General features: G+C 38.5%; 12 protein-coding genes and 12 tRNA genes. 6 read left to right on the forward strand and 18 right to left on the reverse strand.

Going from position 1 to position 10,557, the window contains the following annotated elements; genetic code table 11:
* Nucleotides 1-61: 61 nt before the first annotated feature.
* From O3620_RS04370 to O3620_RS04390, 5 genes are all read right to left on the reverse strand, one after another.
* Entirely contained in the window at nt 62-1,564 is a 1,503-nt protein-coding gene (locus O3620_RS04370) for a zinc ABC transporter substrate-binding protein AdcA (protein ID WP_371601468.1), read from the reverse strand.
* A gap of 9 nt (nt 1,565-1,573) precedes the next feature.
* The gene (locus O3620_RS04375) at nt 1,574-2,380 is read right to left on the reverse strand and encodes a metal ABC transporter permease (protein WP_002919889.1); all 807 of its coding nucleotides are present in this window, start codon (nt 2,378-2,380) and stop codon (nt 1,574-1,576) included.
* Complete coding sequence (locus tag O3620_RS04380) at nt 2,373-3,083, reverse strand: metal ABC transporter ATP-binding protein (RefSeq protein ID WP_002919890.1); 711 nt, start codon at nt 3,081-3,083, stop codon at nt 2,373-2,375. Before O3620_RS04380 ends, O3620_RS04375 begins: the two co-directional genes overlap by 8 nt.
* The gene (locus O3620_RS04385; protein ID WP_002919891.1) at nt 3,080-3,523 is read right to left on the reverse strand and encodes a zinc-dependent MarR family transcriptional regulator; all 444 of its coding nucleotides are present in this window, start codon (nt 3,521-3,523) and stop codon (nt 3,080-3,082) included. Before O3620_RS04385 ends, O3620_RS04380 begins: the two co-directional genes overlap by 4 nt.
* Nucleotides 3,524-4,091: 568 nt before the next feature.
* Nucleotides 4,092-4,490, reverse strand: coding sequence for a hypothetical protein (locus tag O3620_RS04390; RefSeq protein ID WP_049496811.1), 399 nt, complete (start codon nt 4,488-4,490; stop codon nt 4,092-4,094).
* Nucleotides 4,491-4,662: 172 nt separating this feature from the next.
* On the opposite strand from O3620_RS04390, the gene O3620_RS04395 reads away from it, so the two are divergent.
* Complete coding sequence (locus O3620_RS04395) at nt 4,663-4,989, forward strand: multidrug efflux SMR transporter (RefSeq protein ID WP_049518302.1); 327 nt, start codon at nt 4,663-4,665, stop codon at nt 4,987-4,989.
* Between the two features lie 163 nt (nt 4,990-5,152).
* On the opposite strand, the gene O3620_RS04400 is transcribed toward O3620_RS04395, so the two are convergent.
* On the reverse strand, nt 5,153-5,599 hold the full coding sequence (locus tag O3620_RS04400; RefSeq protein WP_000287814.1) for a helix-turn-helix transcriptional regulator: 447 nt from the start codon (nt 5,597-5,599) through the stop codon (nt 5,153-5,155).
* Nucleotides 5,600-5,918: 319 nt separating this feature from the next.
* Here O3620_RS04400 and O3620_RS04405 point away from each other — a divergent pair, with 319 nt between their 5' ends.
* From O3620_RS04405 to O3620_RS04425, 5 genes are read left to right on the forward strand one after another with little or no spacing between them, the layout of a single operon-like run.
* Nucleotides 5,919-6,392 carry a hypothetical protein gene (locus O3620_RS04405; RefSeq protein WP_371601469.1) on the forward strand — a complete coding sequence of 158 codons (474 nt, stop codon included), beginning with the start codon at nt 5,919-5,921 and terminating at the stop codon, nt 6,390-6,392.
* Between the two features lie 40 nt (nt 6,393-6,432).
* A complete protein-coding gene (locus O3620_RS04410) occupies nt 6,433-7,629 on the forward strand; it encodes a replication initiation factor domain-containing protein (RefSeq protein WP_371601471.1) in 1,197 nt (398 codons plus the stop codon).
* 2 nt (nt 7,630-7,631) lie between these two features.
* A complete protein-coding gene (locus tag O3620_RS04415; RefSeq protein WP_061599443.1) occupies nt 7,632-8,018 on the forward strand; it encodes a hypothetical protein in 387 nt (128 codons plus the stop codon).
* 59 nt (nt 8,019-8,077) lie between these two features.
* Complete coding sequence (locus tag O3620_RS04420) at nt 8,078-8,272, forward strand: DUF3173 domain-containing protein (RefSeq protein ID WP_000598356.1); 195 nt, start codon at nt 8,078-8,080, stop codon at nt 8,270-8,272.
* Between the two features lie 3 nt (nt 8,273-8,275).
* Nucleotides 8,276-9,409 carry a site-specific integrase gene (locus O3620_RS04425; protein ID WP_061599442.1) on the forward strand — a complete coding sequence of 378 codons (1,134 nt, stop codon included), beginning with the start codon at nt 8,276-8,278 and terminating at the stop codon, nt 9,407-9,409.
* Between the two features lie 96 nt (nt 9,410-9,505).
* On the opposite strand, the gene O3620_RS04430 is transcribed toward O3620_RS04425, so the two are convergent.
* The 12 genes from O3620_RS04430 to O3620_RS04485 all read right to left on the reverse strand — a co-directional run bounded on the left by O3620_RS04430 (nt 9,506) and on the right by O3620_RS04485 (nt 10,555).
* Nucleotides 9,506-9,589: transfer RNA gene (locus O3620_RS04430), tRNA-Leu, on the reverse strand.
* A 12-nt stretch (nt 9,590-9,601) separates the two neighbouring features.
* Nucleotides 9,602-9,673, reverse strand: a tRNA-Gln gene (locus O3620_RS04435).
* Nucleotides 9,674-9,686: 13 nt separating this feature from the next.
* Nucleotides 9,687-9,759: transfer RNA gene (locus tag O3620_RS04440), tRNA-His, on the reverse strand.
* A 10-nt stretch (nt 9,760-9,769) separates the two neighbouring features.
* A tRNA-Trp gene (locus O3620_RS04445) sits at nt 9,770-9,840 on the reverse strand.
* 8 nt (nt 9,841-9,848) lie between these two features.
* Nucleotides 9,849-9,929, reverse strand: a tRNA-Tyr gene (locus O3620_RS04450).
* 13 nt (nt 9,930-9,942) lie between these two features.
* Nucleotides 9,943-10,015, reverse strand: a tRNA-Phe gene (locus O3620_RS04455).
* Nucleotides 10,016-10,020: 5 nt separating this feature from the next.
* Nucleotides 10,021-10,094, reverse strand: a tRNA-Met gene (locus tag O3620_RS04460).
* A 19-nt stretch (nt 10,095-10,113) separates the two neighbouring features.
* Nucleotides 10,114-10,203, reverse strand: a tRNA-Ser gene (locus O3620_RS04465).
* Between the two features lie 7 nt (nt 10,204-10,210).
* Nucleotides 10,211-10,282 (reverse strand) — tRNA-Glu (locus O3620_RS04470).
* 15 nt (nt 10,283-10,297) lie between these two features.
* Nucleotides 10,298-10,371, reverse strand: a tRNA-Ile gene (locus tag O3620_RS04475).
* A gap of 33 nt (nt 10,372-10,404) precedes the next feature.
* Nucleotides 10,405-10,475: transfer RNA gene (locus tag O3620_RS04480), tRNA-Gly, on the reverse strand.
* A 7-nt stretch (nt 10,476-10,482) separates the two neighbouring features.
* A tRNA-Val gene (locus O3620_RS04485) sits at nt 10,483-10,555 on the reverse strand.
* Between the last annotated feature and the right edge of the window lie 2 nt (nt 10,556-10,557).

The following is a 10,557-nucleotide window of genomic DNA, read 5'->3' on the forward strand; positions in this document are numbered from 1 at the left end:
CATCATTTTCCGATATACAAAAAAGAAGACGGGCTAGTCCCGTCTTCTTACTTTATTTATATTAGTGCGCCAACATTTCTTGGGCAATTTCTTGACCAGTCAACTTACTTGGATAGTAGGTTGGCCAGTTTTCCAGCTCGTCAAAGAGTGCCTCCTGGCTTTCGCCACCATAGAAGATATGGAAGTGAGCCGCCTTGGTCGGTGCAATGTTGTGGTCGCTAAACTGAACATACTTGTACTCCCCAGCATCCTCGTCTGTCGCTTCAAACATGAAGCGAACTCCACGATTTCCCTTAGAGTAAGTCAAAGTGTGCTTGCCAACGTATTTATACGTATATTTCTTGGATTTTCCATCTACCACAAATTCCATAGTCTTGTCTGTGATATTGATATTGGAAACATCTGTCTTGTAGCCCTTGTCATAGTAGTCCTTGTATTCAGCTGCCGTCATTTTTCCAGTCAGCTTAGCCTTGTAGTCAAAGACTTGGTCCAAGGTCCCGTCTTTCAGATAAGGGTAAACAGACTGCCACTCGCCAGCATAGTCAGACAAGGTCCGATCCTTGACGGCACTGTCTTCAAAGTAGCCGTTTTGCACTGTCTTATCGTCTTCTTCTTTCTCGGCTGCAATCTCCGCTCCCTCTTGGTCAGTTGTCTTCTTGAGAGCCTTTAGATTGGCCTGCATGATAGAAACATAGTCTGCCCCATCCTTGGTCTGCTCTTCAGTCAAGCTTTCCAGCGGATTCAAGACATCAAGTTCTACCCCTGTTTCCTTAGCCAATGTAGAAGCCAGAGCCTGAGAAGCATTCTCTTCAAAGTAGATATACTTGATATTATTTTTCTTGATATACTCGGTCAATTCAGCCAAGCGTGAAGCGGATGGCTCACTGTCTGGTGAAAGGCCAGAAATTGGAACTTGCTTCAAGCCATAGTCCAATGCTAGATAATTAAAGGCTGCGTGCTGAGTGACAAAGCTCTTTTGCTTGGCGTTGGCCAACCCATCTTCATATTCTTTATCCAAGGCTTCCAGCTTCTTGATATAAGCCGCTGCATTTTTCTCAAAAGCCGCTTTCTTGTCAGGATAAGACTTGCTCAAGCTATCACGGATGTTCTCCACCATTTTAATAGCTCGCTTCGGTGACAGCCAGACATGGGGATCATAGGCATGATGATGTCCCTCTTCACCATGGTCATGGTCTTCTTCCTCTTCACCACCAGGCAGCAAGAGCATATTTCCAGTCGCCTTTATAACCTTTTCTTCCTTATTTTTCAAGTTTTTTATCAAATCTGGAACCCAAGTCTCCATGTTTTCATTTTCATAGACAAAGGCATCTGCATCCTGAATCGTCGCAACTGCCTTAGCTGAAGGCTCATAATCATGCGGCTCTGTACCTGCCCCGATTAGAAGTCCAACATTGGCCTCATCTCCAGCCACCTGCTTGGTAAACTCATAAACAGGATAAAAAGTTGTGACAATATTGAGCTTGCCATCTGCATTTTTTTGATTAGAACAAGCTACTAAGAAAATACTCAGTAAACCTGCTAATAGTAAGCTAATTTTTTTCATTTTCTGCTCCTATTTCATAAATTTTTTGACCAGATTGACCAGCAAGAACAAGCTGACGAAGATAATCGTAATGCTAGCACTAGCTGGCGTCTCTGCATAGTAAGAAATATAAAGTCCGGCAATCATACCAAAGAAACCAATGGCATTTGCCAGCAAAATAACCGACTTGAAATTTTTCCCAATCCGCAGAGCAATACTGGCTGGCAAGACCATAATGGTCGAAACTAGCAAGGCTCCCGCAGCTGGAATCATGAGGGCAATCGCAACACCCGTCACGATATTAAAGAGAATGGACATGGTACGCACAGGCAGCCCATCCACAAAGGCCGTATCCTCATCAAAGGTCAAGATGTACATGGGGCGAATGAAGAGGAAGGTCAAGACAAGCACCACAGCAGCAATGACAAAGAGAGAAATCACCTGCTCCCTACTGATAGTCACAATGGATCCAAATAGATACTGGTCCAGACTCATCGAGCTAGAACTCTTGCCTTTACTCATAACAATCAGGGAAATAGCTAAGCCGGTTGACATGAGAATGGCCGTTCCGATTTCCATGAAATTCTTATAGATAGTCCGCAGATACTCTAAGAAGACTGCTGCGGCAATGACGACAAGCACCGTTGTGAGAGTGGGCGATAGTCCAAGAACCAAGCCAAAAGCTACACCTGCCAATGAAACGTGACTGAGGGTGTCACTCATAAGGCTCTGCCGACGTAAAATCAGGAAGGTCCCCAGAATCGGTGAGAAGAGGCTCATGGCAATAACTGCCAAGAAGGCTCGCTGCATAAAATCATAGGAAAATAGATTAAGCATGACTCACCTCCTGACTATTGTCGCTTTCATGCACATTGAAACAGCGCCAAGGCGAGTCCTGATTACGAACCAGATGAATGTTGCGGTCGGCATATTTACGAACTTCTTCCGGATCGTGTGTAATCATCAAGACAGCTTTCCCATGCTGATGAGCACTATGGTGCATGAGCTTGTAAAATTCATCCTTGCTGCCTGCATCCATACCTGTTGTCGGCTCATCAAGAACAAAAATATCCGGATCCGAAGCAAACATCCGAGCAATCACAGCCCTCTGCTTTTGCCCGCCAGAGAGAGAACCAATTCGCTTATCCCGATGTTCCCACATTCCAACCGACTCCAGACTTACCTTGATATGCTCCTCATCATGCTCATTCAAATGACGAAACCAACCCTTGCGTGGATAACGTCCCGACTTAACAAACTCATATACCGTACTAGGAAAACCAGCATTAAAGCTAGCAATCTGCTGAGGTAGGTAGGCAATCCGCAGTTTCTTGCCTCGCACATTAGTCTTGGAAATCTTCACTTCCCCATGCTTAGGCTGCAAAATACCCAAACTAGCCTTGATAAGAGTCGTCTTAGCAGCTCCATTTTCCCCCGTCAAAGTTACAAACTCACCACTGTCTAGAAAATAATGAATATGCTCTAGCACAGGCTCCTTGTCATAGTAAAAGGAAAGATTATCAACTGTGATATATCTCATTTGCCAATCTCTCCCACTAAGGCTTCCAAAAACTTCGCGATTGTCGCCTGTTCACTAGCAGAAAACTGCTCTGCCAATTTTTGATAAGTCTCCAAAGTATGTGCGTGATGATGCTGATGTTCCTTTGCAACCGGCTGAGCTAAGTCAGTCAAACGGTAAAAGGTAACCCGTGCATCTCTCTTATCTTTAAAGGCTTGCAGCATCTCTTGCCGAACCAAAGACTTCACAGCCTTGGTCACCGCAGCTTGACTCACATTCAGTTTTTTTGCTAAATCAGAATTTGTCAAAGATTCCTCAGACAAAAGCATCAAAATATGCTCCTGCGTATTGGTTAAAGGCACATCACTCGTGCAAGAACCAATCAGAATCTCATGCTGATTTTCTGCTTTCAAAATAACTTCATTTAAAAATTGATCGATCTTCTCTGCTAAATGAGTCATTTCCTCCTCCTTCTCTTAACCAGTTAAAGCTTTACTGGTTAATTATACCACAAAAAAGAAAAGAGTCAAGAATTTTCAGTAAAGATCAGATGCTTTTCACAAAAAATATTTAATCATACAATTAGATTCTTAAACCCTAAATAAAACTCAATCAGAGAATAAAAAAGAACAAAGCGAGCTGACTCATATTAGCATTCTAGATCTTAAAAGGCATTTAATTATAAAATTCTTCCGTAACCATTACACAAGTTAAGTATAAATTTACAAGCAAAATCACAAAACAACCTTCTATTTAGCTTGCAAATAAATATTAAAGAAAAAACAAAAAAAGAAGCTAAAACGCTTCGCTAAACTTAAGCTATACCGGCGGCCGGGGTCGAACCGGCACGTCCGTGAGGACACTGGATTTTGAGTCTAATATTATTAGTTTTAAATCTCAGAAATATTGATTTTATAAGCTTTTTTTCCATAATATTTTTTAAAACTTAGTATCACTTCCAAAGTTTAGATACTTTTTAGTAACTATAAAATGCTAGAAAGTATACTCCTTATTAAAAAGAGTTTTGGACTAGTTTTGTGCAATTTTATTACCCATATCCGTAATAAGAGAGGCTAAATTAATTGCCTTTAATGATTGTAGAAATTGGTTGTGAATATCATTAGACACATAACCAGCTAGCAAAATATGCTCAGCCATGTCATATTGCTTAATCAAGAGAATCTTATCATGTTTTTCATTAAATAAAATCGCACTAATTGCTGTATTAAAGACTGGAAAACGAAAACTCGCACATTGTGAACAATAAGGAATATCTCCCTCATCTTTTAAAAATTTTTTCTCCAAAGGATGCCCACATTCGGGACAACAAGTCATTGTTTTGTCAAATATAGAAGCCTCTTTTTTAAAGTTCTTAAAAGTAATTTTACCAGTAAAATCGAGACCACGCAAGACATTGAAATAAATCAAGACTTTATTTAAAATTTATCTTATGATATACTAAACTTATCAGCTATTGGTTCTGAAAAAGTGTCTGCCACAGTTTTACTACAAATTCTCATGACTTGTGCCAAGATTTATAAAAAACGGATAGCTATAATAGCTCTTAGAGCAAAAACATGACATATAGGAGGTTAAAGACATGTCATACTTTTATCTTTTTATCGCCATTGTAGGAGAGATATTGGGAACTAACCTTTTGAAATTATCAGACGGTTTTACAAAGCCTATTCCAACCGTTTCTGCCCTACTTAGCTATGGCGTTTGTTTCTATTTCTTATCACTAGCAATGCAAAAAATTCCTGTAGGAATAGCTTATGCAACATGGTCAGCTGTCGGTTTAGTTTTGATAGCCTCTATCGCAGTAATGATTTTCAAAGAAACACTAAATGTTTATAGCATTATCGGTTTAATTTTGATTATCATTGGTGTTGTCATGGTTAACTTATTAGGAAATGCAGGACATTAATAAAACCGGCTCTATACTATTTGTAGTGGGTAAATCCCCTATGGATATTATGGAGCCTATTTTGTTGTAGAAAAAAAGTTCCATAAGAACTATAATGAAAAGCTAGAATTCTGTCAATATTTTGGACACATTTTGGGAGGGAATTTTGAAGACTAGCGTCCTCCTAATTTTCCCAATAAGTTTTAACTTCTTCAAAAATCTTATTCAAAAGTTCTGCATCTTTTTCTGACAACTGATTTTTTTCTATAACTCTATCTTTTAGTTCTGTTGCCTTTATTTTATTTCTTGCCACCGAAACTGCTATTGAATGTTTCAAAATATCAAACTCATCCTTTGAAAAGTTTGCAATATTGGTAAGATCTAATTGTTCTAGAGGTAAACTACTGATAATTGAATAAGGTTTTTGTCCCAGCAAATAATCTGTAGTAGTCCCAAAGATATTTGCTAATTTCACAACGAATTCTAATCCTGGTTCTAACGTTCCATTCTCCCACCGAGAATATGTCCCTTGTTGAACTCCAATTAATTCCGATATTTGTACTTGAGTTAACTTTTTTGATTTTCTGAGAGTTTTTAACCTCTCTGAAAATTTATAATCCTCTGTATACATAATTCTCCTATAGATATTCTTATTCGTATATTTTAGCTTGACAAAATATTCTAAACGGTATAAAATAGAATTATTCCATAAGGAATATTTATTTTGAGATTGAATATTCCATTGAGAATATTATAGCATAAAAGGAGGTAAAAGCGTATGTAACTAGTAGTCGATTTAAAAAATTTTAATAAAGGAGGTAGGATTCGACAAAATAAAAAATCTTGAAACAAATGTGCCGTTCGTTCCAAGATCAAAACATATTATGTAACAATTATACCACAGAAAACTCTTCAGTTGCACAAGAAAATTTCGGAGGTTTCACAAAAAGATGACCAATAAAGAGTTAGTCAATCAAATTTCTGGCCTAAACTCTACCTCTACTCTTAAAAATTGGATTCAACTGATTAAAGAGATAAGTGGCAAGGAATTTAAGAAAATTAAAGTTCCTATCAGTAGAAATCCCAGAACTCATCAATTAAGTTATACAGTTGCCTATGATTTTACAGACGAAGACCTTAGACAATTTCAAAAGTTAGCTAAACTAAAACTTGAAATAGGTCTAAAAGAGGCTATACAAGCCGTATTTGGGAGTCTAGCAGACAATGAGCAAGAATCCCTAAACCAAGTAATAGATGAGCTCTACGATGAACTGAGCGCCTTAAAACAGGAATTTAAGCGAGAAATGCGACTGATACAAATTGAGAATTCCAACCTAAAAAAGAAAATCCAAGATATTGAAGAGTCGATGCAAACCGGCTTACTAGGGTTTGTTAACAAGAGGTCAAAAAATAGGTTCGGCTAATAGCGAGTTTTCGGCTGAGCCATGAGGCAGAAAGCCGAAAATGAGCGTAGATGCGGACGGACCATTTTTGACCGATAGGGTGTGTAGTAACACCACCCTCTGCAAGTTAGGTGTACCATCGAAAGAATTCAGTATTACCAAGGGTTTTGGAGATTTCAAGGGTGGCAAAATTAGGCAAAAAGTTGAATCAAAATCTATGGCAAAAAATGAGCATTTACGTTCTGTATTTGACTGGATTCAAATTCAGTTTGATAAGACTGAGTTTTCGCCAAGAGAAATAATCGAAGACATTCTATTTCTTGACTATGACCTATTTATTGAGAATAAAGGGAGCCTTAAATACTATAACTATGATAGCCAGCTTCATTATGGGAATATCCGTATCTACTATGGAGCGAAAGAGTCGTCCTACATGCTTGTCATGTCAGGACAGGCACTCGAGTTCTATGGAGATATGGTATTAGATCCAAATAGTCTGTCCGAAAGACAGTTTCTGAACAATCTCTACTACAATTACAATCGTTTTTCAATCAGACGAATTGATATTGCTATAGATGATTTTAATGAAACTCCCTATTTCACTCCTAATCAGCTTCTAAAGATCTGTCAGAAGAAACGCTTTATATATGGAAAAAGCACCTACTACAATACCTACGGAGATGAAACAATCGGCCAGACCTTATATTTGAGAAAACCCAATGATGATGAAAGACTTAGAATTTACGATAAGCGCTTAGAACGAGCTGAGAAGCTCGGCATCAGCAAGCGGTATATAGAAAATTGGATAAGAACTGAGTTAGAACTTAGGAAAGAAAAAGCTCACTACTTCATTCAAGAATGGTTGCATTCAGAAATAGATCTTCTCAACTTTACCAAGGGATATCTCAAAGAAAAAGTGAGGTTCTATAGTGATAGTCACTTCTCAAAACCCTTGAGATCTTGGGAAAAGTTTTTAGGTCACTCAAAACCTGTCTCTATCATTATTTCAAAACCAAAAACAGAACTAGAACAAAAATTAGAATGGTTTACCTATAAAGGTTCAGGGGCTATTCTAAAAGCTTATAAATTTCTATACGACAATAATTTACTGCATGAGTATGAGAAATCTAACTATCTCGCACTCAACAATATGGAATATCCACCAGATTTAGCAAGTGGATTAATAGAAAGGGCAATACTCTTTAAAAGAGAGGATTTGATCCCTACAATCAAAGAAAATATCAAAAGGAGAAATTAACTATGGCAAAAATGCTCTCACAAAATGACTGGAATTTTAATAACATTGGAACAAAATTTGAATTGGATGAAGTCATTCCAAAATTTGAAACGGAAGTCCGAGCAGATGCAAACGGAGAAATTATCAAAAACCGAGATGGTAGCGAAAGACGTTTTAATACCGATAAAATCATTGGTTGGAAATACAATGTAACGATCAAGGATGGACAATTCAAAAAGAAATCAACCCAAGTCTCTGTAGATAATCCAGAAGCATTAGTTGATAATGACTATATCCAAGCAATGGATGAAGTACCAGTTACATTTGACAATTTACAAGCTACTATGATTAGTACGACAATGTACTACAAGGCGGATGCTATCCATTTAGTAGATGTAAAACAAAAATAAGTATCAGACATGGGGAGTTAATCCTCCCCTTACTTAATCTAATTAGAAAAGGAGATCACATGATTAAAACTGTAACAAAAGATGACCTTATCGAACTTGGATTTGCTCCAGGAACTGCAAGAAAGATTATCCATACCGGCAAATTACTATTAGTGAATCGTGGTTTTAACATCTACGATAACAAACGGATTGGTACAATTCCAGCCAGTGTCGCAGAAGAACTATTAGGAATTGAACTCCAGAAAGAAGCGTAGCTTATGGCTTTACGTAAAAGTAGAGACGGAACTTGGATTGTCGATGTTTCCAATGGTATAAATCCAATATCTCTAAAACAACGTAGAATTGTAAGAAAAGGATTCAAAACTAAAAAAGAAGCATTGGAGGCCGAACAATACTTACGAAGTGTCGAACTTAAAGAAAAAAGTTTCAACTCAAAAATATCAATTGATATCCTTTATGATCTCTTAAAAGAAGAGGATAAAATAAACAACAGAAAACAAAGCTATATAGATACACAAGAAAACAACTATAACAGGCATATAAAAAACTATTTTGAAAAAGTTGATGATGTAGCTAAATTAACTTATGAAGATATCTATCAATTCAGAGAACATCTAAGAGATAAAAATGCTCAAAACTCAGAAAAAAAGCTAAGTCCAAATACTATTAATAAAATTATTATTTTACTAAAGAAAATTCTGGATGTTGGATTAAGAAAGGGATTTTACAAGGAACATCCCGTAGGATTACTGAAAAAACTACCAATAGAAAAAGCAAAATTAAATTACTGGACAGTAAAAGAATTTAAGCACTTCTTAACACTATTTACCAACGATGAATACAATATAAAATTACTATTCACAGTTCTATTTTTTACTGGTCTAAGACTCGGAGAAGCTCTTGCTCTAACGTGGAAGGACATAGAGTTTTCTACAAATACAATCCATGTAAGTAAATCAATATACGTTAAAAAAGGTGAAGAACACATTAGTAGTACAAAGACAAAAGCTGGAACCCGAAGAATCATCATGAACACCAAACTAGTGGAGACACTAGAAGAATGGAGGCAAACACAGCATGAAAGATTAAAAGAATTCACAACTAACCTAGATGATCTACAGATATTTCAAAATAGCCCTATTACGATAACTAAAGATTCAATCGAAAAACAATATAAAAAAATATTGCAAAGAGATAGTTCTTTAAAAAAAATAAGAATTCATGACTTCAGGCATTCACATGCTTCACTGCTAATAAATCAAGGAGAAGATTATCTTGTCGTAAAAGAAAGATTAGGCCATGCTTCTATAACTACCACAATAGATACATACTCTCATTTGTATCCAAGCAAACAACAAAAATTAGCGGATAAATTAGATGATTTGTTATAAAATTAGTAATTTCTAGTAACTCAGCATTAGAAATTAAACGAATAAAAGTAAAAAGACAAGGTCCACAAACCTTGTCTCTTCAGTAAACTTAAGCTATACCGGCGGCCGGGGTCGAACCGGCACGTCCGTGAGGACACTGGATTTTGAGTCCAGCGCGTCTGCCAATTCCGCCACGCCGGCTCAAGTTTTTAACTGGGGTAGCTGGATTCGAACCAACGCATGAGGGAGTCAAAGTCCCTTGCCTTACCGCTTGGCGATACCCCAATAATAATAAATAGGCGAGTGATGGGGATCGAACCCACGCATGCCAGAGCCACAATCTGGTGTGTTAACCACTTCACCACACCCGCCATATTTAAACACGGGCAGTAGGAATTGAACCCACACTGAAGGTTTTGGAGACCTTAGTTCTACCTTTAAACTATGCCCGTAAAGGTTATGGAAGGGGAGGGATTCGAACCCCCGAACCCGAAGGAGCGGATTTACAGTCCGCCGCGTTTAGCCTCTTCGCTACCCTTCCGATTATAAAATTATGGCGCGAGACGGAATCGAACCGCCGACACATGGAGCTTCAATCCATTGCTCTACCAACTGAGCTACCGAGCCAACTATTGCGGGAGCAGGATTTGAACCTACGACCTTCGGGTTATGAGCCCGACGAGCTACCTAGCTGCTCCATCCCGCGTTAATACTATTCGTCCCTAAGGAGGATGTGGGATTCGAACCCACGCACGCTTTTACACGCCTGACGGTTTTCAAGACCGTTCCCTTCAGCCGGACTTGGGTAATCCTCCGAATATATAGTCCGTACGGGATTCGAACCCGTGTTACCGCCGTGAAAAGGCGGTGTCTTAACCCCTTGACCAACGGACCATAATATTATTAAAATGGGCACGAGTGGACTCGAACCACCGACCTCACGCTTATCAGGCGTGCGCTCTAACCACCTGAGCTACGCGCCCAAGTTCGAAAACTTGGTATGAACTTTCGTTCAAAGCGGGTGACGAGAATCGAACTCGCGACAACAGCTTGGAAGGCTGTAGTTTTACCACTAAACTACACCCGCTTGAATATGGGAGTTAACGGGATCGAACCGCTGACCCTCTGCTTGTAAGGCAGATGCTCTCCCAGCTGAGCTAAACTCCCTT

Source organism: Streptococcus sp. 27098_8_134 (genome assembly GCF_041431675.1).
In the GTDB taxonomy this organism is placed as follows: Bacteria; Bacillota; Bacilli; order Lactobacillales; family Streptococcaceae; genus Streptococcus; species Streptococcus sanguinis_R.

Coding starts and splice junctions, on each gene's coding strand:
- O3620_RS04370 (WP_371601468.1), bottom strand. CDS start 1,564: ATGAAAAAAATTAGCTTACTATTAGCAGGTTTACTGAGTATTTTCTTA.
- O3620_RS04375 (WP_002919889.1), bottom strand. CDS start 2,380: ATGCTTAATCTATTTTCCTATGATTTTATGCAGCGAGCCTTCTTGGCA.
- O3620_RS04380 (WP_002919890.1), bottom strand. CDS start 3,083: ATGAGATATATCACAGTTGATAATCTTTCCTTTTACTATGACAAGGAG.
- O3620_RS04385 (WP_002919891.1), bottom strand. CDS start 3,523: ATGACTCATTTAGCAGAGAAGATCGATCAATTTTTAAATGAAGTTATT.
- O3620_RS04395 (WP_049518302.1), top strand. CDS start 4,663: ATGTCATACTTTTATCTTTTTATCGCCATTGTAGGAGAGATATTGGGA.
- O3620_RS04400 (WP_000287814.1), bottom strand. CDS start 5,599: ATGTATACAGAGGATTATAAATTTTCAGAGAGGTTAAAAACTCTCAGA.
- O3620_RS04405 (WP_371601469.1), top strand. CDS start 5,919: ATGACCAATAAAGAGTTAGTCAATCAAATTTCTGGCCTAAACTCTACC.
- O3620_RS04410 (WP_371601471.1), top strand. CDS start 6,433: ATGAGCGTAGATGCGGACGGACCATTTTTGACCGATAGGGTGTGTAGT.
- O3620_RS04415 (WP_061599443.1), top strand. CDS start 7,632: ATGGCAAAAATGCTCTCACAAAATGACTGGAATTTTAATAACATTGGA.
- O3620_RS04420 (WP_000598356.1), top strand. CDS start 8,078: ATGATTAAAACTGTAACAAAAGATGACCTTATCGAACTTGGATTTGCT.
- O3620_RS04425 (WP_061599442.1), top strand. CDS start 8,276: ATGGCTTTACGTAAAAGTAGAGACGGAACTTGGATTGTCGATGTTTCC.